The 23,532-nt window shown below is 70.2% G+C and carries 24 protein-coding genes; 5 read left to right on the top strand and 19 right to left on the bottom strand.

Features of this window, described 5'->3' with window-relative positions; genetic code table 11:
* Window positions 1–150: 150 nt before the first annotated feature.
* The 3 genes from VP06_RS17250 (at window position 151) to VP06_RS17240 (ending at window position 3,766) form a co-directional block, all read left to right on the top strand.
* On the top strand, window positions 151–1,107 hold the full coding sequence (locus VP06_RS17250) for an omptin family outer membrane protease (RefSeq protein ID WP_048465013.1): 957 nt from the start codon (window positions 151–153) through the stop codon (window positions 1,105–1,107).
* Window positions 1,108–1,208: 101 nt separating this feature from the next.
* Window positions 1,209–1,979, top strand: coding sequence for a glucose 1-dehydrogenase (locus VP06_RS17245; RefSeq protein WP_048465012.1), 771 nt, complete (start codon window positions 1,209–1,211; stop codon window positions 1,977–1,979).
* 110 nt (window positions 1,980–2,089) lie between these two features.
* On the top strand, window positions 2,090–3,766 hold the full coding sequence (locus tag VP06_RS17240) for an acyl-CoA dehydrogenase family protein (RefSeq protein ID WP_048465011.1): 1,677 nt from the start codon (window positions 2,090–2,092) through the stop codon (window positions 3,764–3,766).
* 166 nt (window positions 3,767–3,932) lie between these two features.
* On the opposite strand, the gene VP06_RS33775 is transcribed toward VP06_RS17240, so the two are convergent.
* Both VP06_RS33775 and VP06_RS17230 read right to left on the bottom strand, forming a co-directional pair.
* Entirely contained in the window at window positions 3,933–5,195 is a 1,263-nt protein-coding gene (locus VP06_RS33775) for a sensor domain-containing diguanylate cyclase (RefSeq protein ID WP_053081867.1), read from the bottom strand.
* 193 nt (window positions 5,196–5,388) lie between these two features.
* Window positions 5,389–5,568: a hypothetical protein gene (locus VP06_RS17230; protein WP_048465010.1), complete on the bottom strand. Its 180-nt coding sequence runs from the start codon at window positions 5,566–5,568 to the stop codon at window positions 5,389–5,391.
* Between the two features lie 143 nt (window positions 5,569–5,711).
* Between VP06_RS17230 and VP06_RS17225 the strand changes: the two genes are divergently transcribed.
* The gene (locus tag VP06_RS17225; protein WP_048465009.1) at window positions 5,712–6,983 is read left to right on the top strand and encodes a glycosyltransferase; all 1,272 of its coding nucleotides are present in this window, start codon (window positions 5,712–5,714) and stop codon (window positions 6,981–6,983) included.
* A 28-nt stretch (window positions 6,984–7,011) separates the two neighbouring features.
* Window positions 7,012–8,475, top strand: coding sequence for a DegQ family serine endoprotease (locus tag VP06_RS17220; RefSeq protein WP_425350922.1), 1,464 nt, complete (start codon window positions 7,012–7,014; stop codon window positions 8,473–8,475).
* A 113-nt stretch (window positions 8,476–8,588) separates the two neighbouring features.
* Here the strand turns inward: VP06_RS17220 and VP06_RS17215 are convergent, their stop codons facing one another.
* From VP06_RS17215 to VP06_RS17135, 17 genes are all read right to left on the bottom strand, one after another.
* Window positions 8,589–9,038, bottom strand: a complete 450-nt coding sequence (locus tag VP06_RS17215; RefSeq protein ID WP_048465008.1) for a hypothetical protein — start codon at window positions 9,036–9,038, stop codon at window positions 8,589–8,591.
* Window positions 9,035–9,370, bottom strand: coding sequence for a hypothetical protein (locus VP06_RS17210; RefSeq protein WP_048465016.1), 336 nt, complete (start codon window positions 9,368–9,370; stop codon window positions 9,035–9,037). The genes VP06_RS17215 and VP06_RS17210 overlap by 4 nt, the downstream gene beginning before the upstream one ends.
* Window positions 9,371–9,375: 5 nt before the next feature.
* A complete protein-coding gene (locus tag VP06_RS17205; protein WP_048465007.1) occupies window positions 9,376–9,846 on the bottom strand; it encodes a rod-binding protein in 471 nt (156 codons plus the stop codon).
* A gap of 52 nt (window positions 9,847–9,898) precedes the next feature.
* Window positions 9,899–10,327: a hypothetical protein gene (locus tag VP06_RS17200; RefSeq protein ID WP_048465006.1), complete on the bottom strand. Its 429-nt coding sequence runs from the start codon at window positions 10,325–10,327 to the stop codon at window positions 9,899–9,901.
* The gene (gene fliR, locus VP06_RS17195) at window positions 10,327–11,082 is read right to left on the bottom strand and encodes a flagellar biosynthesis protein FliR (RefSeq protein ID WP_048465005.1); all 756 of its coding nucleotides are present in this window, start codon (window positions 11,080–11,082) and stop codon (window positions 10,327–10,329) included. The genes VP06_RS17200 and fliR overlap by 1 nt, the downstream gene beginning before the upstream one ends.
* Window positions 11,079–13,166, bottom strand: coding sequence for a flagellar biosynthesis protein FlhA (gene flhA / locus VP06_RS17190; RefSeq protein ID WP_048465004.1), 2,088 nt, complete (start codon window positions 13,164–13,166; stop codon window positions 11,079–11,081). The genes fliR and flhA overlap by 4 nt, the downstream gene beginning before the upstream one ends.
* Before the next feature lie 346 nt (window positions 13,167–13,512).
* Window positions 13,513–13,779 (bottom strand): flagellar biosynthetic protein FliQ, encoded by a 267-nt coding sequence (locus tag VP06_RS17185; protein WP_048465003.1) that lies wholly within the window; start codon window positions 13,777–13,779, stop codon window positions 13,513–13,515.
* Between the two features lie 25 nt (window positions 13,780–13,804).
* Window positions 13,805–14,233, bottom strand: a complete 429-nt coding sequence (gene flgD, locus VP06_RS17180; protein ID WP_048465002.1) for a flagellar hook assembly protein FlgD — start codon at window positions 14,231–14,233, stop codon at window positions 13,805–13,807.
* Window positions 14,234–14,785, bottom strand: a complete 552-nt coding sequence (gene flbT, locus VP06_RS17175; RefSeq protein ID WP_063928399.1) for a flagellar biosynthesis repressor FlbT — start codon at window positions 14,783–14,785, stop codon at window positions 14,234–14,236.
* 8 nt (window positions 14,786–14,793) lie between these two features.
* Entirely contained in the window at window positions 14,794–15,141 is a 348-nt protein-coding gene (gene flaF, locus VP06_RS17170; protein WP_048465001.1) for a flagellar biosynthesis regulator FlaF, read from the bottom strand.
* A gap of 86 nt (window positions 15,142–15,227) precedes the next feature.
* Window positions 15,228–16,268 (bottom strand): flagellar hook-associated family protein, encoded by a 1,041-nt coding sequence (locus VP06_RS17165; RefSeq protein ID WP_245291214.1) that lies wholly within the window; start codon window positions 16,266–16,268, stop codon window positions 15,228–15,230.
* 41 nt (window positions 16,269–16,309) lie between these two features.
* Window positions 16,310–17,749: a flagellar hook-associated protein FlgK gene (flgK, locus tag VP06_RS17160; RefSeq protein ID WP_048465000.1), complete on the bottom strand. Its 1,440-nt coding sequence runs from the start codon at window positions 17,747–17,749 to the stop codon at window positions 16,310–16,312.
* A 28-nt stretch (window positions 17,750–17,777) separates the two neighbouring features.
* Window positions 17,778–19,043, bottom strand: a complete 1,266-nt coding sequence (locus tag VP06_RS17155) for a flagellar hook protein FlgE (protein WP_048464999.1) — start codon at window positions 19,041–19,043, stop codon at window positions 17,778–17,780.
* Between the two features lie 245 nt (window positions 19,044–19,288).
* Window positions 19,289–20,617 carry a flagellar protein export ATPase FliI gene (gene fliI, locus VP06_RS17150; RefSeq protein WP_048464998.1) on the bottom strand — a complete coding sequence of 443 codons (1,329 nt, stop codon included), beginning with the start codon at window positions 20,615–20,617 and terminating at the stop codon, window positions 19,289–19,291.
* Window positions 20,618–20,620: 3 nt separating this feature from the next.
* On the bottom strand, window positions 20,621–21,349 hold the full coding sequence (gene flgF / locus VP06_RS17145; protein WP_048464997.1) for a flagellar basal-body rod protein FlgF: 729 nt from the start codon (window positions 21,347–21,349) through the stop codon (window positions 20,621–20,623).
* A 7-nt stretch (window positions 21,350–21,356) separates the two neighbouring features.
* Window positions 21,357–22,586: a DUF1217 domain-containing protein gene (locus VP06_RS17140; protein WP_048464996.1), complete on the bottom strand. Its 1,230-nt coding sequence runs from the start codon at window positions 22,584–22,586 to the stop codon at window positions 21,357–21,359.
* A 136-nt stretch (window positions 22,587–22,722) separates the two neighbouring features.
* Complete coding sequence (locus tag VP06_RS17135) at window positions 22,723–23,277, bottom strand: hypothetical protein (protein ID WP_048464995.1); 555 nt, start codon at window positions 23,275–23,277, stop codon at window positions 22,723–22,725.
* Window positions 23,278–23,532: the final 255 nt, after the last annotated feature.

Here is a 23,532-nt window from a genome sequence, read left to right as displayed (position 1 = left end):
GCAAGCCCGGCGCATGCGCCGGGCTTGCTCGTTTGACGGCCCGCCCGGTCCGGGAACCCAACGGCATCTCATAAACCAAATATTAGGGTTAACAACTCACTGTGACGGATGTGATCGGCCCGGGGGAGCGGCCGAGCCGTTGGGGCCGCCATGCGCACCGTTCTGTTGGGTCTATGCGCCAGTCTGCTGGTCATTTCGGACGCCGAAGCCGCCGATCTCTTTGCCGACAACTCGGCGGAGATCCTTCGCGGCGACACTTTCTCGGGCGAGGTGTTCACCGGCTATCTGCGGACCGAGGTGAAGGAATACGTGAACGACGTGGGTACGCGGGCCCGCGTCAGCCAGCTCGACTGGACCACCGACGCGGCGGTGGTCGGCGGGCGGGTCGCGCTCCAGCCGCTGGACTGGCTGGCGATCCGCGGCCGCGGCTGGGCCGCCGTCGCCTCGAGCGCCGACATGCGCGACTACGACTGGCTCTACGGCTATGCCGGCAAGGATAGCTGGTCGCATTACTCGCACAGCCCGAACACCCGGACGCCGAAGGCTTGGCAGATCGATGTGAGCGCGGCGGCGACGTTCTACGAGGACGAGGACGCGAAGGTCTACGCCATCGCCGGCTACCGGGCCCTCACCCTGAAGTCGAATGCAACCGGGGGCGGGTATATCTACTCGCAGGACAGCTTCCGGGACACGACCGGAACCTTCCCGAACGACCGGCTCGGCATCGCCTACCAGCAATGGTGGCAGACGCCCTATGTCGGGGTCGGGACGTCCTTCGCCTTCGACGACTGGAGCGTCTCCGGCGAGATCATCGGTAGCCCCTTCGTGATCGGACGCGACAAGGACCATCATGCCCTGCGCAGCCTGGTGTTCCGGGAGGATTTCGGTCTCACCGGCATGATCGGCGCCAGCGGCTCGGTCGAATACCGCATCAATCCGTTCCTCTCGGCCGTCGGCCGGGTGGAGTACCAGCACTACTTCGAGGCCAACGGAGCGACGCGGATGACCTCGGGCGTCACCGGCGTGACGCAGACCATCCCGGCCCCCTCCGGCAGCGGCAGTGCCGAGACCATGCTCCTGTCGCTCGGCCTCAAGGCGCGTCTCTGACGCGCCGGCTGCTTCCGTCCGACGATCGGCTGGCGCAACCCCGCCGGGCCCGCTAGCCTCGGCGCCAAGCCGCGCGACAAGCGGCGGGGAGGGACAACGCCATGCAGCGTCTGGCCGGCAAGGTCGCCCTGGTCACGGGCGGCGCGCGGGGAATCGGGCTCGCCATCGCGCGGCGCTTCGCCCGCGAGGGGGCGACCGCGGTGATCCTCGCCGATCGCGACGAGGCCGAGGCCGAGCGCGTCGCGCCGGAGAACCCGGCCTTCCATTCCTGTGCTCTCGACGTGACCAAGGACGAGGACTGGACCAGGGCCGTCGACCGCACGATCGCCCGCCATGGCGGCCTCGACGTCCTCGTCAACAATGCGGGGATCGCGATCGTCGGCACGATCGAATCCGTCACCCTGGAGGAGTGGCACCGCGTCCAGGCGGTCAATGTCGACGGGACCTTCCTCGGCTGCCGCCATGCCGTGCGGGCGATGAAGCCCCCGGCCGGCCGTGGCGGGGCGATCATCAACCTCTCGTCGGTGTCCGGGATCGTCGGCGGGCACAACCTCGCGGCCTACAACGCCTCGAAGGGCGCGGTGCGGCTGCTCACCAAGTCGGTCGCCCTGCATTGCGCGCGCCAGAAATACGGGGTGCGCTGCAACTCGATCCATCCGGGCTTCACCGAGACCGCCATGCTGCGCGATCTCGCCGCGGGGAGCCGCTACACTCCTGAGGCTTTGTCGGAGCGCCTGCGCGCCTCGGTGCCGCTGGGGCGCAACGCCGCCGCAGAGGAGATCGCCGGACTCGCCGCCTACCTGGCCTCCGACGAGGCCGGCTTCGTGACCGGTGCCGAAATGGTGATCGACGGCGGCGTCACGGCCCAATAGATCGCCGTTCCCCAAAAAGTCGGATCCCAGCGGCAGCGCAGGCCCTCTACAGGCCGGCGATTCGCCGCTATTTGTATGCGCCGCAGCAAAATTTACCGGAGACGTGACCGATGTCCGCCCAGGCCGCCCCCGCCCCGACCGATCTCGTCACCCTGGCGCAGGAAGCCGGTCTCGCCGCGAAGGCGCTCGCGGCGGACGCCGCTCGGCGCGTGCGCGCCGGCCTGATCGGCCCCGATGGCCGTCTCTCGCCCGCGCGACTGGAGACCGAGCAGCACGCCGCCCACGGGCTTGCCTGGCTCTCGACCTATGCCGAGGCGATCACCCAGCTCGGCGCCTATGCGGCGCGCCTCGCCGGTCAGGGCCGCCTCGGCGAGACCGAGACGCTGATCGTCCGCATCGGGCTTGGCGAGTATCTGGAGCAGCTGTTCGGCGGCATCCCGATGAGCCAGGGCGAGATGGTGCGCCCGACCTCGTCGCTCGGCCTCAAGGCGCAGGAAGTTGCGCGCCACCGCTCCGACGCCGTCGAGACTCTGATCGCGGACGGCAACACCGCCGAGAACCGCGCCGCCCTGGTGCGGCTGATCCGCGACGGCTCGGCCGCCGCGACGGTCGGCGATTCCGGCCTCGACGAGGACATGGAGGCGATCCGCACCGAGATGCGCCGTTTCGGCCAGGCCGAGGTCGCGCCCCACGCCCATGAATGGCACCGCGAGAACGCCTACATCCCGCTCGAGATCATCGGCCAGATGGCCGAGCTCGGTGTGTTCGGGCTGACCATCCCCGAGGAATATGGCGGCATGGGCCTGCCGAAGATCTCGATGTGCGTGGTCTCGGAAGAATTGTCGCGGGCCTATATCGGCGTCGGGTCGCTCGGCACCCGCTCGGAGATTGCCGCCGAGCTGATCCTGTGCGGTGGCACCGAGGAGCAGAAGCAGCGCTTCCTGCCGAAGATCGCCTCGGGCGAGATCCTGCCGACCGCGGTCTTCACCGAGCCCAATACCGGCTCGGACCTCGCCTCTTTGCGCACCAAGGCGGTGAAGGAGGGCGACACCTGGCGGATCACCGGCAACAAGACCTGGATCACCCATCCGGTCCGCGCCGATCTGATGACCGTGCTGGTGCGGACCAAGCCCGAGGAGCCGGGCCACAAGGGCCTGTCGCTGCTGCTCGGCGAGAAGCCGCGCGGCACCGACGAGGATCCGTTCCCGGTCGCAGGCCTGTCGGGCGGCGAGATCGAGGTGCTCGGCTATCGCGGCATGAAGGAATACGAGCTGGCCTTCGACGGGTTCGCGGTGCCGGACGCCAATCTCCTGGGCGGCGTCGAGGGCAAGGGCTTCGCCCAATTGATGCAGACCTTCGAATCGGCCCGCATCCAGACCGCGGCCCGCGCCGTCGGCGTCGCCCAGTCGGCCCTCGATGTCGGCCTGCGCTACGCCGAGGAGCGGATCCAGTTCGGCAAGCCGCTGGTCGCGTTCCCGCGGGTCGCCGACAAGATCGCCATGATGGCGGTGGAGATCGCCATCGCCCGCCAGCTCACCTATTACGCCGCGCACCAGAAGGACGAGGGCAAGCGCTGCGATCTCGAAGCCGGCATGGCGAAGCTGCTCGGCGCCCGCGTCGCCTGGGCGGCTGCCGACAACGCGCTCCAGATCCATGGCGGCAACGGCTTCGCCCTCGAATATCCGGTGAGCCGCCTGCTCTGCGACGCCCGCATCCTGTCGATCTTCGAGGGCGCGGCCGAGATCCAGGCCCAGGTCATCGCCCGGCGGCTGCTCGAAGTGCAGTAATACCAACGGTCGTTGGAAACGACCTTTGGTTCCGTTCGCGAATTTTCGTCAAGCCTCTGGCTTGGCATCGAAAATTTGAGATGGTTCATCGGCCCGATGCGTCAGCATCTTGGGCCGATGGTATAAGGGAGCACGGGGCGTCGCCGGCGCAACGCCCCCTCCCGCCTCACGCCGCCCGCGCCCGGTGGATGGTGCCGCCGGCCACGCAGCAATTCCGGCCGGCGGCCTTGGCGGCGTAGAGCGCCCGGTCGGCGGCCTTCAGCGCCTCGCCGTAGCCGATATCGTCCGCGAGCACGGCGATTCCGGCACTCGCTGTCACCGGGCCGGCGATGCCGGGTGCCTCCGTCGCGACGCGGGCCGGGATCCCCCGCCGCAGGGCCTCGACGGTGCCGACCGGAGCGTCGACATCGATCAGCAGAGCGAATTCCTCACCCCCGAGCCGGCCCGCGAAGGCGTCGCCCGCGGCGAGCGCCCGGGCCACCGCGACGATGACCGCATCGCCCTGGTCGTGGCCGAACGTGTCGTTGATCCGCTTAAAATGATCGATGTCGAGGATCGCCACCGCTCGCGGCCGTCTCTGCGCGAAGCGGCGCTCCAATCCGCGGCGGTTCGGCAGGCCGGTGAGGGGATCGGTGTGGGCGATGTGGTCGAGGGTATCGGCCCGGGCCTGGGCCCGGTCGCGCTCGCGTTTGAGCCGCATGAAGCGGTCGCCGACGCTGGCGGCGTTCAGCAGCATCTCGATCGCGATCGCGCCGAACAGCCAGTAGAGGAACGGGCCGAAGGGGCGGCCGAGGACGATGTCGTGATAGAGGCTGACCGCACACACTGACAGCACGCAGAGCGAGGCCGCCACCTGGAACCGTGCCGCCCGGCTGCCCCGCACGAGGGCGACGGCGAGCGACACGCAATACAGGACCAGGATCGCCACGAGGACGAGATCGCGCGAGGCCCGGTAGGCGGGCGGGCAGGGATCGAGCAGCATCGCGGGCGTCGTGGCGAGGACCGCAACGGGCAGGACCATCAGGGCCCGACGCAGGGGCGGCGGCAGGGTGCCGGGCTCGAGCAGGGTGGCGAAGAACGGCCCCATCAGCACGATCACCCCGTCGAACAGCAGGTTGATGGCGATCTGCCGGGCCGTGCTCTCGGCTCCGAGCAACGGGCCGAGCGGCAGCGAGGACAGGCAGACCGTCAGTCCGACGAGCGTCAGGATCCGGGCGACGTCCCAGAGCAGGAAGCGCTCGCGCAGGATCGCGAAGAACGCGATCCCGTAAGCGATCGGCAGGAGCAGGAAGCCGAGGAAAGCCCCGGTCAGCACCGCGGGCCAATCCAGGGCGGTGCCGCGGGCAAAGCTCGACTGCGCCGTCGCCGGGGTGGCGGCGAGGAGCAGGAGTGCGGCGGACAGAACGACGCTGACGACGGAGCGGATCATCGGGTCGGGGCAGGGCGCGGCATCGACTCGGCGGTCTCCTGCGATGGACCAACGGTGCCGGCGCCTGCGTAAGCCCGGGCCTTCGCGGCCGCAAGCGACGCGATGAGGCGGCCCGGCATCACCACCCTCGGCGGCTGGGATGCGCGCCGCGCCTTGGCAGGCACCGGGCGAACGGGCCCGGTGCCCGGCGCGGCTACTTGGTGATCTTCACCGAGACCGGATCGCTCGACGGGAAGGTCTCCTCCAGGCCCTCGTCGAGGCGCTCGCTGAGCTTGCTCTGCTGGTTCTCAGGCCGGGCCTTGTCGTCCGGGGAGGCGCTGTCGCGGCGGAAACCGGGCTCGTCCTGGTTCGGGGTCTTGGTGTCGTTGGCCATCGGTGCCTCCATCGGCATGGCGTCCCGGGGGGGGACGGGTTGCGCGGCTAACGCACGGCGCGTGAGCCCGGTTCGTCCGCCATGCGCTTAACCGGGCGGTGGCGCCTCACCGGCTAGGGTCCGGCACGTGAGAGGGCCCACCCATGCACGCCGCCATCCTGACGAATTTCGCCACGCCGAAGGGCGGTGCCGAGAAGGTCGCGATCGAATCCGCCCGGGGCCTGGCCGAACGCGGCGTCGCCGTGACGCTGATCCACGGGGTCGACGGGCCGGCCGACCCGATGCTCGACCACCCGCGCATCGGCCGGGTGGGCCTGAGCCTCACCGACGTGTGGGAGCGGCCGGCCTGGCGCGGCGCGGTGGAGGGGATCTGGAGTCGCGAGGCGGCCCGGCGCCTGGACGCGGCTCTCGCGGCCCTGCCGGACAAGCCTGACCTGTTGCACCTGCATCAATGGACCCGCTCGCTGTCGCCGGCGGTGTTCTCGGTGCTGGCACGGCAGGGGGCGCCGGTGGCGGTGACCCTGCACGACTATTTCCTGGCCTGCCCGAACGGCGTCTATTACCGGTTCGACAAGGCCGAGCCCTGCGCCCTGCGGCCCTTCTCGCCCGGATGCCTGACGGCGCCGTGCGATCCGCAATCGGGTCTCCACAAGGCCGTGCGGCTGGTGCGCGGCTTCGCGCAATATGCCGCGATACTCGGCGGCTTCGGGCCTCGGCCGCTCCACCTCGTCCACGTCTCCGATGGCAGCCGGGCGCGGCTCGAACCAATGCTGGCGGGCGGGCCCTTCTGCCATCACCGGGTCGACAACCCGGTCCGGCTCGAACGCGCCGTCCCGGCCGATCCGGCCTCCGGCAATGCGATCGCCTTCGTCGGCCGCTTCACCCGCGAGAAGGGGGCCGATCTCGTGGCGCAGGCGGCCCACCGTGCCGGCCTGCCGTCGCTGTTCATCGGTGACGGGCCACTCGCCGACGAGGTCCGCGCCGTGCCGGGGACCGAGGTGGTGGGCTGGCGCCCCCCGGAGGAGGTCGAGGCGCTGCTGCGCCGCCGGGCCCGGACCGTCGTGGCGCCGTCGCGCTGGCTCGAGACCGGCCCGCTGACCATCTACGAGGCGCTCGCCGCCGGTATCCCTGTCATCGCCTCCGACCGGGCCGGTGCAGCCGAGAAGATCCGCGACGGGGAGACCGGCTTCGTCACCGCCCCGGACCTCGCGGCGCTCACCGAGACCTTCGCCCGGTTGAAGGACGATGCCCTGGTGCGCCGCCTCGGGCAGGCCGCCCATGCCCGCTACTGGTCCGCCCCGATGACGCTCGCCGCCCACGCCGCCGCCCTCTGCGACCTCTATGCGGGGATGAGGTATGCGGGGATGACGGGCACGGCCGAGGCGCCATCTTTTCAGCGCAGTGCTGTCATGTGAGAGAACCTCCAGACACACGAGGAGCCGAATGCCGATGCGCCGCCCGACGACCTCCCTGCTGCTCGCCGCGCTCCTCCTCGGGGTCGCCCGACCGGCGGCCGCGCAGGCCGAGGCGGTGCCGCCATTCCGCGCCCTGACGGACAACCGCGCCGTGCCTGAGTCGAAGGCGCAGGTGCAGCTCTCCTTCGCGCCGCTGGTCAAGCGGGCGGCGCCCAGCGTGGTCAACGTCTACGGCACCCATGTCGAGAAGCGCGCCGCCAATCGCGGCGCCATGGACGAGTTCCTGCGCCGCTTCTTCGGCGATGCGGGCCCGAACCTGCCGCAGGAGCGCGCCCAGCGCTCCCTCGGCTCGGGCGTGATCGTCGATGCCTCGGGGCTGATCGTCACCAACAACCACGTCATCGAGAACATGAACGAGGTAAAGGTGGCGCTGAACGACCGGCGCGAGTTCGAGGCACAGATCCTGCTGCGCGACCCCCGCACCGACCTCGCGATCCTGAAGATCAAGAGCCCGAGCGGCGGCCTGACGCCGATGGAGATCGGCGATTCCGAGCATCTCCAGGTCGGCGATTTCGTGATCGCGATCGGCAACCCGTTCGGCGTCGGCCAGACGGTGACGCAGGGCATCGTTTCGGCGTTGGCCCGTACCCAGGTCGGCTCGGCCGATTACCAGTTCTTCATCCAGACCGACGCGGCGATCAACCCGGGCAATTCCGGCGGCGCGCTCGTCGACCTGAATGGCGGCCTCGTCGGCATCAACACGGCGATCTACTCGCAATCAGGCGGCAGCCACGGCATCGGCTTTGCCATCCCCGCCAGCATGGTCAAGGCGGTGGTGGAGACCGCCAAGGGCGGCGCCAAGACGGTGCGCCGGCCCTGGCTCGGCGCCCGGCTCCAGCACGTGACCCCGGACATCGCCGACAGCGTCGGCCTCGACCATCCGACAGGGGTGCTGGTGGCCTCGATGCAGCCCAAGAGCCCGGCCGAGGAGGCCGGCCTGAAGCGCGGCGACGTGATCCTGGCGGTGGACGGACAGACCGTCGACGACCCGGAAGCCTTCGGCTACCGCTTCGCCCTGAAGGGCATCAAGGGCGAGACCAAGCTCACGGTGCTGCGCGGCGCCTCCCGCACCACGGTGCCGGTGCGCTTGGGCCCTGCGCCGGAGACCCGCCCGCGCGACACCCTGAAGGTGAAGACCCGCTCGCCCTTCCTCGGTGCCACCGCGGTCAACCTGTCGCCGGCGGTGGCCGAGGACCTTCAGCTCGACCTGCCGGCCCAGGCACAAGGCGACGGCGTCATCATCGCCGAGGTCGAGGGCGGCAGTCCCGCCAACCGGGCCGGCTTGCAGAAGGGCGACCTCGTGGTGGCGGTGAACGGCGCTCCGGTGATCACGACCAAGGACCTGGAGCGCATGACCCGGATCCCCGCCTCGATGTGGGAGGTGACGATCAACCGGGGCGGGCAGCAATTGACGTCGGTGTTCGGGGGGTAGGGGCCCCCGCGGATCTCAGGACATCGCGGTGGCGGGAACTCTGCCTTGATTGTTGAAAGCCGCGGCGGACTTATGCCAACGGCCCAGGATGCTGACGCATCCGGCCGTTGGTATTACGACCGCACTTCCCGCTTCGCCACGAAGTTGATCTCGTCGACCAGCACGTCCTTGACGACGTCGCCGCCCAGCCGCTCGTTGACCTTCGCCCGCACCTCGGCGAGCCGCTTGGTGATGTCGTATTTCGCCAGTTTGCGGAAATCGAGCGCCGGGTCGGCGTAGATCTGGCGGAATGCCTCGTCGACCACGAACGGGCTGGGCGGCACCGGCAGGGTGTGCATCAGCTTCGCATCGGCGGTGAAGACCAGAACGGCGACGACGTAGCCCTGCACCTTGCCGTCGGCGATCATCGGGATGTTGATCGGCGGGAGCTTCTGGTACTGCAACCCTTCGAGATACGGCTCGGTCTTCTTCGCCGAGAAGATGCCGCCGCCGAAGGTCACGGCGGCGTAGCAGGACGCGATGGTGACGGCGCAGATCCACAGGCCGGTGATCAGGATCTTCATGATCCACGGCTCCTGCGCGCCGAGTAGGTTCCGTCCGACTCGGCGGCCAGCGCCACCTGGGCCAGGGTGTCGTCGATCTCCTCCATCGCCCGCAGGTGCAGGGCGACGACCTGCTGGTTACGGGCGAGCTTGTCGCGCAGGCGCGCGAGGTGGATCGCCGTGGTGGCGTCGAGGGTGGTGGGATCGAGGCCGCGGGTGAGGCGGGTGAGTTCGAGGAGACCCTGGCTCTTGCGGCGGTTGAGGCCGTCGAGATCGGTGGACGCCCGGGTCTCCAGCGTCTCGGTCTCCTCCTCGACCACGGCTTCCAGCCGCTTGATGCAGGCGAGCAGCATGGCCATCACACCTTGGCCGCCGGATTGGCGGCATCCGCCGGCACGGCGGCGGCGACCGGATGAGCGGCATTCAGCATCTTGGCGATGCCGATGCCGCCGGCCTTGGCGATCTGGGTGCCGATCTGCTCCGCCAGCATCGATTTCCAGATGCCGCCGGCATTGCCCTTGCCGTACACCGTCTCCGATTTCTCCGGCATCATCGCCTCGACGAATTGCTGCATCACCAGCCCTTCGAACTTCTTGTAGGGGTCGCTGCCGGCACCGGTCAGCGCCGTCTGGTTCTGCAAGCCCGTGAGGCTGCCGCGGGCATCGAGCGGCATGTGGGTGGAAAGCCCGACATCGCGCGCCGCATCGGCGAAGGCGGTGGCGCCGGCGCTGCCGGGCTGCGACAGCTTGGCGGCAGCCTCCTGGAAACGCTGCGGATCGGCGGCCCGGGCCACGTCGAGCACGATGTCGGAGGGCGGGGTGATGCTCATCGGCGGCTCCGAGTCCGGATCGTTTCGTCACCAGGGTCTTAATCGCCCTGGCTTACGGGAGGCTTGTGCCGGGACGGCCGGTCCGGGCCGAGGCTCGTGCCACCTGGCCGTCGAGGCGCTCCAGGTCGTCGCGCCTCTCCGTCTCGCGGCGGTGATCGTCGGCCCGGCGTTCGGCCAGGGATTCGGCGCGCTTCTGGGCAAGGCCGCGCTCGCGCACCGCCTCCGCCTGGGCCGCCGCCTCCGATTCGAGTGCAGTGGCCTGCGCGGCGAGCCCGCGCAGGCGCTTGGCGGTCGCCTCCAGCAGCATCGGGCCGTGATCGGAGGAGGCGAGGGCGGCGAGCAGCCGGGCCCGGTCGGCCTCGATCTCGCCCAGGCGCTCGCGGGTCGCCGTCAGCGCGATCTCCGCCGTGCGGCGCATCTGCTCCTGCACGGTGACGAGGCGCTTGGCCCGTTTCAGCCGGTCGCCGGTGCCGGTCGCCATCAGCCGTGCTGCAACCAGGTCGCGTAGCCGATGAGGAACTGCGTCATGAACTCGCCCGCGAGATAGTAGAGCATCAGGAGGCCGCCGAACATCACGAACGGCGTGGCGACGAAGTAGACGGGAATCGTCGGCGTGAGCTTGTTGACGAAGCCGGCCGCCAGATTGACCGTGACGGCGTAGATGAGGAACGGCGCGACGACGCGCAGGCCGAGGAGGAAGGCGCTCGCGACCTGGTCGACGATCCGGGTCAGCATCAGCTGGCTGCCGAGCCCCTCGCCGGGCGGGATGCGGGCGTAGGACTCGACGAGCCCGCGGAACAGCTCCCAATGCAGATCGGCGGCGAAGAGAAGCGCCGTCGCGGTGAGCAGGATCAGGGCCTCCACCGCCGGGACCGGGTCGATGCCCTCGATCGGCGTTCCCGGCATGGCGCCGAAGCCCACCATGGTGCAGGCGGCGTTCATCACCGTCTCCAGCACCAGGATGAAGACCCGGCCGAGAAAGCCGATCATCAGCCCGGTCAGGGTCTCGCTGACGATCCAGGCCAATGTCTGAATCGGCGCCTGCCCGGCCAGCCGCGGCTCGAATTGCGGCACGATCAGCGGGGCGATGGCCAGCGAGACGGCCCCGGCAATGAGGAGCCGCAGCTGCTGCGGCACCCGCGGGCTGGAGAAGCCCGGCACGACGAGCAGGCAGCCGCCGACCCGGCAGAAGATCAGGAAGACGGCGAGGAAGCTGTCCGGCCCGATCGTCGTCACGAGATCGTGCCCAGGGACTTGATCTCGACGCCGCGGGCGATTTCGAGATGCGAGAGCACCGGCAGGGTCGGGAAGATCCGCTCGATGATCATCCGCACGTAGGGCCGGGCATCCGGCGCGGTGACGAGGGCGAAGCCGTGCACCTCCTTCATCCGGGCGCGAATCGCCTCCGACGCCTCGGTGCCGAACTGCTCGACGAGGCGCGGATCGATGTCGAACTCCACCACCTCGCCCTTGGCGTCGCGCTTCAGGCTCTGGTGGAACGACAGGTCCCAGCTGGCGCCTAAGCGCAGCACGTTGAGCACGCCGTTCTCGGCAAGGTCGCCGCAGATCTGCTGCGCCATCCGCATCCGCACGTGTTCGGCGATCTGCTCGGCCCGGCGCGCATGCGGGGTGATCTCTGCCACCGCCTCCAGGATCAGGTGCAGGTTGCGGATCGAGACCCTCTCGGCGAGCAGCAGCTTCAGCACCGCCTGGAGGCCCGAATAGGAAATCTGCGACGGGCAGATCTCGTCGAGCAGGCGCTTGTATTCGGGGTCGAGGCGGTCCAGCAGGGCGCGCATGTCCTTGTAGGACAGGAATTGCGGCAGGTTGTTGCGGATCACCTCGGAGAGATGGGTGAGCAGCACCGAGGCCCCGTCGATCGCCTCGAAGCCGCCGCGGCGGACCTCGCCCGCATAGGCATCCATCACCCAGAGCGCCTTCATGCCGAAGGCGGGCTCGCGCACCTCGTCGCTCGGCACGTCCGGCTTCGGCCCGTCGCCGACCACCACCAGCATCTCGCCGGGGCGGATCTCCTGGGAGGCCGCCACGGTGCCGTGGATCAGGATCTGGTAGGTCTTGGGCGGCAGGGCGAGGTTGTCCGAGACCTTGATGTCCGGCACCACGAACCCGTATTGCCGGGCGAACTTGCGCCGCATCTTGGCGACCCGGTGGCCGAGCTCGGCCTGCGACGCCTGGATCTGCGCGGCGGCCTGGCGGCCGAGGCTCAGCTCGATCTCCGGGGTCTTGAGCGACTCCTTGACCGAGTCCTTCTCCTTGGCCTCCGCCTGCTTCACCGCTTCCTCGGCCTTGGCCTTGGCCTCGGCCGCCGCCACCCGGGCCTGGAGGCGGCGCGGGATGGTGCGGGCGATGAAGAACAGGAGCCCGCTCAGGGCCATGAAGGGCAGGAAGGGCAGGCCCGGCACGAGGGCGAACACGCCCATCATGGCGGCCGCCACGATGAGCGCCCGCGGATAGGCGCCGAGCTGGCCGATCACCGCCTGCTCGGCCGTGCCCTGCGTGCCGCCCTTCGAGACCAGAAGGCCGGCGGCGAGCGAGACGATGAGGGCCGGGATCTGCGAGACCAGGCCGTCGCCGACCGAGAGCTTGGTGAAGATGTCGGCGGCGGTGGCGAGCGGCAGGCCGTGCCGCGTCGTGCCGATGATGATGCCGCCGAAGACGTTGACCGCGATGATGATGAGCGAGGCCACCGCCTCGCCGCGCACGAACTTGGAGGCGCCGTCCATCGAGCCGAAGAAGGCGCTCTCCTCCTCCAGCTCCCGGCGCCGGCGCTGGGCCTCCTTGTCGTCGATCAGTCCGGCATTGAGATCGGCGTCGATCGCCATCTGCTTGCCGGGGATCGCGTCGAGGGTGAAGCGGGCGCCCACCTCGGCGATGCGGGTCGCGCCCTTGGTGATGACCAGGAAGTTGACGGTGATCAGGATCAGGAACACCACGATCCCGATCACGAAGTCGCCGCTCATCACGAACTGCGAGAAGCCCTGGATGACGTGGCCGGCGGCGTCGACGCCCTTCTGGCCGTTGGCCAGGATCAGCCGGGTCGTGGCGATGCCGAGCGCCAGGCGCAGCAGCGTCGCGATCAGCAGCACGGTCGGGAAGGACGAGAATTCGAGCGGCTTCTGGATCCAGAGCGCCACCATCAGGATCAGCACCGACAGGGCGATCGAGAAGGCGAGCCCGACATCGATGAGCAGGGCCGGCACCGGCAGGAACAGCACCGCCAGGATCGCCACGATGCCGGCCGCGAAGCCGAAATCCCGCCGCGACTTGCGCTCGACCGCCACTGCCGCGCCCACCGCCATGACCTCACCGCCCTCCGCGAAGGATGTTCGCGATGGGATGTGCCACGGCTAGCTTGCGCGGGGGTTGGGCAGGGGGTGCCGACCGGATCGCCTGGGCCGACCCGCGGCGGCCCCGGTTCGGCTCGGCCGCCGATCCTCGACGGGCGACAAAGGCGCGACGACCCGCCGGAGCGCCACGAAGGCTCCTCTTACCAACGGCCCAAGATGCTGATGCATCGGGCCGTCGACCCATCTCGATTTGTCGATGCCAAGCCCAGATGTCCGGGATGTTGGGCTTCGAGACAAATCGAGACTTGGCGAAAATTCGCGAACGGCACCAAAGGTCGTTTTCTTTCGACCGTTGGTATTAGAAGCCGGTCGCGATCCGGCCGTAGGCGGCCTCTGCCAGAGCGTTGATCTGGCCGCCGATGAAGGTGCCGGTGACGAGGAGGACGAGCAGGATCACCACGATCTTCGGAACGAAGGTCAGGGTGACCTCCTGGATCTGGGTGAGCGCCTGCAACAACGCCACCGCGATGCCGACCAGCATCGCGGCGCCGACCGCGGGGCCCGCGGCGACGATGACGGTCCAGATCGCGGCGCGGACGAGTTCGAGGGCATCGACCTCGTTCATGAGCGGCTCCGACGCACCCGGTCCCCTATTGTATCACGACGCCGGAACTCAGCAGCACGTCTTGGCCGGAGGTCAGCCGTGCGAGCGCGCCGTCGCTCGTCACCCGCACGGACTGGACCGTGCCGGTCGTGGTGCCGTCGGCCGAGGTCAGGGTGCGGCCGATGACGGTGTCAGCCTGATCGAGGAAGCTCGAGGCGAGCAGCGAATCGAGCTTCTGGTTGGTCTTCGTCGCCTGCTCGACCTGCGAGAAGGTGGCGAGCTGGCCGACATAGGCGGTCGAGTCCATTGGCTTCGTCGGATCCTGATTCTTGAGCTGCGCCATCAGCAGCGTCAGGAAGGTGTCCGAGTTCATTGAGGCGGCGAAGGAGCTGCCGGCCTTGGCGGCGGCCGCGGCCGCGCTCGTGCCCGTGGCGGCGCTGCCCGCCGTGGCGCTGGTGGTGCTGTCGACGGTCATTCAGGCCTCCGGTTCACGGGCGGGCAGGGCGGTGGAAGCGGGAGCGGCGCGCCGCCCCGTGGCGGGAGGCCGCACGACCGGGCGCTCCCGCGGCCGCTCGGGAGCCCGGGTGCGGCGGGCCAGGGCGCTCAAGCCCGGCATCGGGGCCGGCACCGGCGCCACCGGCGCGTCCCCGGTCTTCATCAGGGCCGCTTCAAGGGGGTAGAGCCCCCGGATCAGCTTCAGCGCGTCGAACAGGCGGCCGCCCTCGACGAGGGCCTGGGCGGCGACGAGCCCGTCGCGCAGCACCGCCTCGCCGGTCGTCGCCAGGAGACCGTCACGGATGCCGTCATAGAGCGCTCGCGCCGCTGCGGCATGGCCCGGATCGATCAGCATCGTCTGGGCGGCGAAGTAGAGCTGCCGGAGCGGCGTCGTGGCGTCCTCCGGCTGGAGCACGTGGCTCTCGAGCAGGAAGGTCGCGTCGTTCATGAGCTCGATCGCCACCTTCCGGTCGACCCGCAGCACGGCGCCGTTGATGTAGATCCGCTCCCCGGCTCGCAGCGAGAGACGCATGGGACGATTCACCTCAATCCGTCGCGGATCGAGGTGTTGACCTCGATCAGGGCTGCGAGGCTGCGCTCGGGCGACCGCAGGACCTCGCCCGCCTCCTGCATGTTCCAGGCACCGATCGACACGAGGTCGTCGCGCAGGGCAGGGGGCAGGCCATTCTCGGGCGCCAGCAGGTCGGCGATCAGGACGTTCCACAGGTCCTGGACGAAACCGACCGCGGCGGTCCGTTCCGCACCGCCGAGGCCGCGGGCCTCCACGTCGCGCAGGAGCGCGAGCGCACGGTCGAAGGCGGCACGCTCCCGCTCGCGGCCGACCTCCCCAGCGTCCTCCAGGATCTCGGAATAGGAAAAGCGGTACATCGAGCCGATGCCTCGTCGGTCTGGTGTCTGCGCGTCGGGATGGGGTCGCATGAGAGCGTCGCGCGGGCTGGCGGGATCGCCGGGCGCTACGCGACGTATTTCAGCAGCGACAGCTCCTGGAGCTGCGCGGTCAGCGAGTAGGACATCTGGAGCTGGGTCTTGGCGGCGTCGAGCCGCACCTTGGCCTCGGCCGGATCGACGCCTTCGAGGCGGGAGATCTCCTTCTGGACGAGCGTGGCTTGCGCGGTGAGCCGGGTATTGGCGTCGGTGATCCGCGCCTGGCTGCGGCCGAGATCGGCCTGGAGCGAGACGAGCCCGGCGCTGGCCTGGCTCAGGAGGCTCATCGCTCTGCTGGAAACGACGGCCTGGGCATCGGCCGAGAGGCCGGTGAGGCCGAGCCCCGAGACGATGGCCGCCTGGGCGAGCTGCCGGAACGCCGTCCCGTTGGCGGAGACCGAGGTGGTGGTGGTCTCGCCGAGCGAGATCCGGCTGGTCACCGTCGTGCTCGACGCCTGCGACCAGGTGGTGCCCCAATTCGGATCGGCGAACTGGGCCGCGATCGTCCCGTCGAGGAAGGTCTGCACCTGCGCCGCCGTCAGGGTGGCGGCCTGCGGGTCGCTCGGCGGGAAGCCGAAGGCGGTCTGGAACGCCGCGGTCGCGGCGGCCTTGGCATTCGCCGCGGCCCCGTCCTTGATCGGGCTGGTTCCGGTATTGATGCCGCCGAACAGCGCCTGCCCGCTCGCGGCGGAGTTGAGGAGGCTCGTCAGCGACGCCAGGGTGTCGTCGGCCGAGGCCGCCATCGCGGCGACGCGCTTGTCCGCCGTCAGCCCGGTCAGGGCGGCGAATTGCGCGTCGGCGGATTTCTGCAATTGCTGGAGGATGCTCTGGGTCGTGTCGAGGCGCAGGGCGGTGACGCCGTTGCCGTCCTTGAGGGCCGCGATCTCTGCCGCGCTCTGGCGTAAGGAGAAGCTGCGGCTCACCTGGGCCCCGAGGGCGAGGCCGACATCCGCATAGCGCCCGTCCGTGATCTCCTGGGTGGCGTTCGCGATCTCGACCTGGAGCTGGCCCGCGGCGATGCGGGGGCCGTTCCAGAGGCTGAGGCTGGAGATGTAGCTCGTGGTCATCATGGCAGGCAGGGCTCTGTCTTGCGGAGGATCACCGGGACGCCTCACCGGATCGCGGTCAGGAGGGTCTTCAGCAGGTCGTCCACCATGGTCAGGATCTTGGCCGACGCCGTGTAGGCGCGCTGGAGTTGCAGCATCTGGGCGGTCTCGTCGTCGCCGTTGACGCCGACGGCGTTCGACAGGGCGTCGGTGGCCCGCCCCAGCAGGGTGTTCTGGTAGTCGGCATCGCTCGAGGCGGCCTTGCGCGTTGCCGCGAGCCAGCCGGCGGAATCGGCCGCGAAGCCCGCGAGTGTCGCAACTTCGTTCAGCGGCGCGCCCGGGGTGAAGCTGCGGGCCGTCGCGAGCCCGTCGACCAGACCGCGCAGGCGGGTCGCGTAGGCGGCGTCGGTTCCCGGATTGGCCTTGTAGGCGCTGCCGTTCATCCCGCCGTCGCGCAGGGTGGTGACGTCGCCGCCGAGCGTCGGGTCGACGGCGGCGTTGAGCGCGATGCGGCTCGCGAGCCCGGTCGCCGATGCCGGCAGGGCGCCGCTCGCCCCCGCCGTGAACAGGCCCGTCTTCGGTCCGCCGGCGCCGCTTTCCTTGAAGGTGTCGATCAGGGCGGCGGCGATCGCGTCGAGCTGGTTCTCGTAGGTGACCGCGCTCTCGTCGCGCAGGGAGGCAAGGCCGGCGAGCCGCCCGCTCGCCAGCCGCATCGGCGAGGTGGCGCCCGTGACCGGCACGCCGTCGACGATCACCGCCGCCCCCACCGTGCCGGCCGAGAAGGCCGTCGTCGGGGTGACGCTCACCGTCCGGGCGCCCCGGTCGAACAGCGTCACGCCGCTGTCGGTATAGATCGCCATGTCGCCGCCGGGACGGTCGGAGACCGAGATGCCGATCTCCTGCGAGAGCTGCGACAGGATGCGGTCGCGGTCGTCGAGGCTGTCGCTGACGTCCTGGCCGCTCGCCGTGCCGCGCATCACCGCCCGGTTGGCCTTGTCGAACTGGCCGAGCAGGTCGTTGATCCGTGCGACCGAGTCCACCATGCCCTGGTCGGCCTGGGCGCGGACGTCGTGCACCGCCGCCGCCGCGCTGGTGAGGCTGGAGACGAGGTCGCGGGCGCTCTCGACCGCCGTTCGGGCCAGGCCCGCATCGTCCGGGCGGTTGGCTGCGGCCTGGAGCGCCGCGTTCAAGGCGCCGAGGCGCGCGGCCGGCGAGCCCGCGTCGCTGGTATCGCCCACCGTCTTCGACAGGGCGGTGAGGCCGTCTAGCAGGGCCTGGCTTTCGGCTGCGGCCGAGCCCGCCCCGAGCTTGCGCGTGAACAGGGCCGCATCGCTCGCGCGGGCCACCACGACCGTGGTCCCGCCCGGGCCGCTCACCAGGCTGACGACTTTGCGCGAGTAGCCAGGGTCGTTCGCCCCCGCGGTGTTGCGGGCGGTGGTGGCGATCTGGCTCGACGTCGCGAGGAGCGCCGAGCGTGCCGAGTCGAGCGCGAGCGAAAGGCCCATCTGTCAGCTCCGGTTGGCTGGTTCGCCGTTACCGCTTCAGGTTCATCAGGGTGTCGAGCATTTCGTTGCCCGTCGTGAACACTTTCGAGTTGGCGGTGTAGGTCGATTGCGATTCGATCATCGCGGTCAGCTCGGTGCTGACGTCGACGTTCGACTGCTCCAGGGCGCCGGACTTGATCGTGCCGCGTCCGCCCTCGCTGGCGAAGCCGACCTGGATGTTTCCGGAATCGACCGTCGGCCGGTAGACGTTGCCGGAGCGCGGCTCCAGGTTGTCGGCGCTCGGGACCGTGGCGAGCGGCACCCGGAAGGCCGCCAGGCGCGAGCCGTCGTCGAAGGTCGCGTAGACGGTCCCGTCCGCGCCGAACGACGTGCCGGTCACCGCGGCCGGTGCCTTGCCGTTGGCCGTGCCCGCCACGGCGTAGTCGCCGGCGAGCTGGGTCAGGCCGGAGAGGTCGAAGGTCGTGCTCTGGCCGCCCGGGACGGTCAGGGTGAGGGATTTCGGGCCCGTATAGGTGCCCGAGCCGGCGACCCCCGTGCCGGTGATCTGGCCCTGCGCATTGAAGCCGACCGCCGTGGTGGCCAGCGCCGCGCCGGCCGGCAGGGACGGGGTGGCGCCGGCCGGGGTCGGGTTCGCGGCGGCGTCGTAGACCGAGATCGACCAGCTGCTGTCCGCGTTCTTCGCCAGATAGACGTCCAGGGTCTTGGCCGTGCCGACGTTGTCGTAGGTCACCACGGAGTACTTCTTCGAGTACTGGCCCGCGGCGGCCGGGGCTGTCTCGACCGGAAGCTTGCCCGACAGGGTGCCGGCGGTGGTCGGCGTCGCCCGGCTGTTGACCGCGGCGAGGCTGATCGGAACCATGTCGTTGACGCTGTTGAGCGTCGTCGACGGCTCGCCGTTCAGCAGGCTGTAGCCCATCAGCGTCATGCCGGCGGCATTGGTGAAGGTGTTGGAGGTGGCGTCGATCTTGAAGTTGCCCGCCCGGGTCAGGAGCGGCGCGCCGGACGGATCCTTGACCACGAAGAAGCCGTTGCCGTCGATCGCGAGGTCGGACTTCGAGGTCGTGGCGTTGATGGTGCCGCCCTCCGAGACCGCGCGCCGCACCGTCGTCTCGACCGATCCCGAATTGTAGTTGCCGGCCCCGGTATCGGCGATCAGCAGCGAGGAGAACTCCGTCGCGCTACGCTTGTAGCCCGTCGTGCCGGAATTCTGGATGTTCTCCGCCACGGTCGAGATGCGGTTCGACTGGGCGTTCATGCCCGAGACACCGGTGCGGAGCACGCCGATGAGACTCATTGCGGGACCTCGTTCGTCAGAATGCTTCGAATGGGACGCAGGCGGGACACGGCTTGCAGGGGCGGGACTCTCGCGGCCAAGGCTCGCGCGGCCAAGGCTCGGGGCGGACTAGACCCGCCCAGGCTTGCGCGGGGCTTGGAGCCCATGCGGGGCTTGGAGCCTGCGCGGGTCTGCAAGCGTGTGCAGGGCTCGGAGGCCGATGCCGGGGGAGGGCCCTGGGGCAGGGGAAGGCGGAGCATCGCGCGTCAGCCCCGCAGGCTCTGGGCGAGTTCCAGGAACGCATCCCGGCTCGGGGGCTGGGCCGGGTCCTGGCGCAGGGCGTCGTAGATTCGCGGCACCAGGCCGATGGCCTGATCCAGCTCGGCATCGGTCCCGGCCCGGTAGCCGCCCATCAGGCGCAGATCCCGGGTCTCCTCGAAACGGGCCATCATCGCCCGCAGCTTGCGGATCAGCTCGCGCTGCTCGGGCGTCCAGACCTCGGTGGCGAGCCGCGAGATCGAGCCGAGCAGGTCGACCGCCGGATAGCGTCCCTGCTCGGCGATGGCGCGGTCGAGGACGACGTGGCCGTCGAGGGTGCCGCGGATGCTGTCGGCGACCGGGTCGTTGTGGTCGTCGCCATCGACCAGCACCGAGAACACGCCCGTGATGGTGCCGCGTCCCTCCAAGCCCGGGCCGGCCCGTTCGAGCAGCCGCGGCAGGTCGGAGAAGACGCTCGGCGGGTAGCCGCGGGCCACCGCCGGCTCGCCCGCCGCCAGCGCCACGTCCCGGGCGGCATGGGCGTAGCGGGTCACCGAATCGACGATCAGGAGCACCGATTCGCCGCGATCGCGAAACGCCTCGGCCACCGCGAGGGCCACCTTCGGCGCCTGGCGGCGCATCATCGGGCTCTCGTCTCCGGTCGAGACCACCACCACGGCGCGCTCGCGGCTCGGCGCCAGGGCGCCCTCCAGGAACTCGCGCACCTCCCGCCCGCGCTCGCCCACCAGGGCGACCACGACGCTGTCGAAGCCGTCGGCTCCCGCCAGCATCGCGAGCAGCGTCGACTTGCCGACGCCGGAGCCGGCGAAGATGCCGATGCGCTGGCCGGCGCAGAGAGGCGTGAACAGGTCGAGCGCGCGGACGCCGGTGCGCAAGGGCGCGCGCACCCGGGCGCGGCCCAAAGCCGCCGGCGGGTCGGCGTCGAGCGGAACGGCGCGCTCGCCCGGATGCAGGGGCCCGGCGCCGTCGACCGGGCGTCCGAGGGCGTCGATGACCCGGCCCTTCCAGCTCGGATCGGGCCGCAGCTCCGCCGGTCCGAGGCGGCGGGCGATGGTGCCGATCCCGGCCTCGATCCGGCTCTCATAGGCTTTGAGCGTCGCCCCCTCGGCATCGACGCGGACGATCTCGCCGATCTGCGCCCGTCCGTTCCCCGAGAAGCTCATCCGGTCGCCGAGGCGCACGAACGGCGCAACGCCGCCGATCCGGCAGGCGCTCGCGGTCACCTCGCGGATCGGCCCGCCGATCTGCACCAGGGCCCCGTCCTGCCGGGCCGCTGCCATCGCCTCGGCGAGGCGCGCGATCGGATCCGCGTTCATGCGTCAGCTTCCTTGCGGCGAGAGCGACTTCACGGCGCTCTGGAGCGAGGATTCGGCCTCCGCGGTCGCCGTGGCGGCGCTCTCGAAGGCGCGCTGGATGGTGATGAGCTTCGCCATCTCCATGATCGGGTTGACGTTCGAGCCCTCGATGTAGCCCTGGACGATGCCGATGCCGGTGAAGTCCTGCACCGGCCGTGCCGGCAGGCTCGAGGTCACGGCGTTGCCGGGCGCGCGGGTGAGCGTCCCCTTCTTGTCGAGGATGAACAGGCCGAGCGCGCCGACCTGGTTGGTGCCCTGGTAGATGCTGCCGTCGCGGCCGATCGTCGGCGGTCCCTGCTGCGGGTCGAGGAGGAGCGGCGAGCCGCCCGGATCGAGCACCGGCTGACCGGTGAGATTGCGCAGCTGCCCGGTGGCATCCATCGTCAGGCGGCCGTCGCGGGTATAGACGGGGCCGGACGGGCCGCCGATGCTCAGCCAGGCATCGCCCTGCACCGCGACGTCGAGGGGGGAATCGGACTTGGTGATCGGGCCGGAGGAGCGGGAGACGAAGGTGTCGCCCGAGCCCACGAAGGCCACCGCGCCCTTGGTCGCCTGGGCGAGGAGGGCGGAGAACTTGGTCTCCTCGGCGCGAAAGCCCGCGGTCGCCATGTTGGCGACGTTGTTGGCGGTGGTGGTCAGACGCTTGTCGAGGGCGATCTGCGCCGAGAGATTGACGTAGAGGCTGTTCTGCATCGCCGCCTCACGCCTGGCCGTTGCTGAACAGCGCCAGGATCGGGTCCGTGGCGGTGTTGTTCTGCGCGTCCCAGATCGCCGCGAAGCGGCGGGCGAAAGCCTCGACCTTGGCCGGGTCCTGGAAGCTCGCGAAATCCACCTTGGAGGCGATGAGCTTCGCACGCGCCGCCAGGGCGTCGCTGGTGGTGGCGCTGCTCGTCGCCGGCAGGCCGATCACCGTGTTGACGACCTGGGTCAGGGCGGGGTCGCTCAGGATGTCGTAGCCGCTCTTGAGCGTCGGCGCCTTGCGGGCGAAGTAGAGGGCGAGGCGCACCCCGGTATCCTCGGCGCCGGCATCCGATTCGAGGCTCTGCTGGAGGTAGGCGTCGATGACGCTCTTGACGTCGGCACCGGGCGAGAGGTCCGTGCCGTTGCCGATATCGACCGCCGTCTGGCCGGGCGCCGACAGGGCGGCGTTGCTCAGCGTGAGGGTGCGGCTGGAACCGCCGGCGAAGTAGAACGTGTCGGCGTTCACGCCGGTGCCGCCGGGCTGGCCGTCGAAGCCGAGATCGGCGTAGTCGGTGGTCTCGAAGCCGAGGCCGCCATTCGCCGTGAGGCCGACCTGCACCTTGCCCATCAGCCCGCTCGCGCCGGAGGCCGTGATCTGGGCACCGACGGCCGTGGCGATCTCGGCCGGGGTCACCTTGGAGAGATCCGCCACCTTGCCGGCCAGCGCCGCCTTGTTGAGGACGATGGTGACGCTCTTCGTCGTCGTCCCGTCGAGCTGCGACGAGAGGGTGAAGCTCGCCTCGTTGGTGCCGCTGAAGTCGTAGGACGCGGCGAGCGTGCCCGGGAGCGCGAGCTTTGCGCTGCCTGCCGGAAGCACCAGGTCGGTCGAGATCACCGTCGGGTCGGTGCCCTGCGCGGTGGCGCCCGGCGAGAAGTCGAACGCCTTCGCGAAGGCGACGTAGCGGTCGTCCGCCAGGCGGTTGGCGAAGGCGGTGGAATCGGACGTACCTTCGGTCAGGACCTTGCGCATGAACGCCTTGGCGTAGGACATGTCCTCCAGGCCGAACGCCTTCATGGCGTAGTTGTAGAGCCGCTGATCGGCCATGAAGTCGTCGATCGACGTCACCTTGCCGATATTGGCTTGGTAATAGGCGGTCTCACGGGAAACGACGGGTTCGTTTCCCTTGCGCTGCAACGAGGTCGCGAGGTTCCGCGACAGGAGCATGTAGCTCGTCAGGGTGTTCGTCACGGATGCGTCTCCGGCCCGTCGGCGCGGTGGGGCGGGGCCGCCCGCCGGGGCGGCACGGGGTTCCCATGAGGGTTCCGCTCTAGGCGGCCACGCTTGCTCCAGGCTTGTCGCCGCCTCGACTCGTGTTGCAGCGCACTCACAGCGGGGTCGGCCCGATGATGGTTTCGGTGGTGATGACGATCCAGCCGGCGCTGGTGCTGCGGATCGACAGCACCCGGCCGGCTCCCGGCAGGGTCGAGCCGATGCCGATCTCGTGCAGTCCGTCGCGTCCCTCGACCACCGCCTGGCCGGCGGAGGCGCGCCGCAGGGCGAAGCCGGAGGGCGGCGGCCCGGTCCGCTCCGGCTGGGCGATGGCCGCCGCGGCGGGTGCGGCCGGGGCCGGGGTCTCGGCCAGCGAGCCGGTGATCAGGGGATCGAGGTCGGTCTCGGGGGCGCGTGCCTCGGTGATCGTCCGCCGCCAGGTGAACGGCCCGGCCAGGGCCGGCAGCACCTCCCGCACGTCGTAGGGCCGGGCCGGCTGCGACAGGGTGTAGCCGGCAAATCCCGTGACGGTGAGCGCCAGCACGAGGGCGGCCCCGAACACGCCCCGTTCCGCTGCCGCTTCGCGGGCACGGCGACGGGTGATCAGGCCCGCGATCGGGCTCTCGGGAGGACGGGAGGGGCGCTTGCGCGGGGCCGGGGCTGCGGGCATGGGCCGGGACGGGTCCGACGGTTGATGGCTAACCAGGGATGAAGGAACATGCTTGATGCCTGGTTAACGGGATTGCCGCGTCTCACGCCGGGCTTGCGCCGCTGCCGGAACGCCGTCAGCGTGCCGCGGGGGCGAGACGGCCCGGTTGCGGGGACTCGATGACCGATTTTCGGGAGACCGACGGCACCGACGAGGATGACGGCCGGGCTTCCGCACCGGTTCCCCGTGCGGGCCGGCGCCGGCGCCTGATCCAGC

The sequence above is a fragment of the Methylobacterium aquaticum genome (assembly GCF_001043915.1).
In the GTDB taxonomy this organism is placed as follows: Bacteria; Pseudomonadota; Alphaproteobacteria; order Rhizobiales; family Beijerinckiaceae; genus Methylobacterium; species Methylobacterium aquaticum.
This window is presented reverse-complemented; position numbering and strand designations above follow the sequence as displayed.

Coding starts and splice junctions, on each gene's coding strand:
- VP06_RS17250 (WP_048465013.1), top strand. CDS start 151: ATGCGCACCGTTCTGTTGGGTCTATGCGCCAGTCTGCTGGTCATTTCG.
- VP06_RS17245 (WP_048465012.1), top strand. CDS start 1,209: ATGCAGCGTCTGGCCGGCAAGGTCGCCCTGGTCACGGGCGGCGCGCGG.
- VP06_RS17240 (WP_048465011.1), top strand. CDS start 2,090: ATGTCCGCCCAGGCCGCCCCCGCCCCGACCGATCTCGTCACCCTGGCG.
- VP06_RS33775 (WP_053081867.1), bottom strand. CDS start 5,195: ATGATCCGCTCCGTCGTCAGCGTCGTTCTGTCCGCCGCACTCCTGCTC.
- VP06_RS17230 (WP_048465010.1), bottom strand. CDS start 5,568: ATGGCCAACGACACCAAGACCCCGAACCAGGACGAGCCCGGTTTCCGC.
- VP06_RS17225 (WP_048465009.1), top strand. CDS start 5,712: ATGCACGCCGCCATCCTGACGAATTTCGCCACGCCGAAGGGCGGTGCC.
- VP06_RS17220 (WP_425350922.1), top strand. CDS start 7,012: ATGCCGATGCGCCGCCCGACGACCTCCCTGCTGCTCGCCGCGCTCCTC.
- VP06_RS17215 (WP_048465008.1), bottom strand. CDS start 9,038: ATGAAGATCCTGATCACCGGCCTGTGGATCTGCGCCGTCACCATCGCG.
- VP06_RS17210 (WP_048465016.1), bottom strand. CDS start 9,370: ATGCTGCTCGCCTGCATCAAGCGGCTGGAAGCCGTGGTCGAGGAGGAG.
- VP06_RS17205 (WP_048465007.1), bottom strand. CDS start 9,846: ATGAGCATCACCCCGCCCTCCGACATCGTGCTCGACGTGGCCCGGGCC.
- VP06_RS17200 (WP_048465006.1), bottom strand. CDS start 10,327: ATGGCGACCGGCACCGGCGACCGGCTGAAACGGGCCAAGCGCCTCGTC.
- flhA (WP_048465004.1), bottom strand. CDS start 13,166: ATGGCGGTGGGCGCGGCAGTGGCGGTCGAGCGCAAGTCGCGGCGGGAT.
- VP06_RS17185 (WP_048465003.1), bottom strand. CDS start 13,779: ATGAACGAGGTCGATGCCCTCGAACTCGTCCGCGCCGCGATCTGGACC.
- flgD (WP_048465002.1), bottom strand. CDS start 14,233: ATGACCGTCGACAGCACCACCAGCGCCACGGCGGGCAGCGCCGCCACG.
- flbT (WP_063928399.1), bottom strand. CDS start 14,785: ATGCGTCTCTCGCTGCGAGCCGGGGAGCGGATCTACATCAACGGCGCC.
- flaF (WP_048465001.1), bottom strand. CDS start 15,141: ATGTACCGCTTTTCCTATTCCGAGATCCTGGAGGACGCTGGGGAGGTC.
- VP06_RS17165 (WP_245291214.1), bottom strand. CDS start 16,268: ATGATGACCACGAGCTACATCTCCAGCCTCAGCCTCTGGAACGGCCCC.
- flgK (WP_048465000.1), bottom strand. CDS start 17,749: ATGGGCCTTTCGCTCGCGCTCGACTCGGCACGCTCGGCGCTCCTCGCG.
- VP06_RS17155 (WP_048464999.1), bottom strand. CDS start 19,043: ATGAGTCTCATCGGCGTGCTCCGCACCGGTGTCTCGGGCATGAACGCC.
- fliI (WP_048464998.1), bottom strand. CDS start 20,617: ATGAACGCGGATCCGATCGCGCGCCTCGCCGAGGCGATGGCAGCGGCC.
- flgF (WP_048464997.1), bottom strand. CDS start 21,349: ATGCAGAACAGCCTCTACGTCAATCTCTCGGCGCAGATCGCCCTCGAC.
- VP06_RS17135 (WP_048464995.1), bottom strand. CDS start 23,277: ATGCCCGCAGCCCCGGCCCCGCGCAAGCGCCCCTCCCGTCCTCCCGAG.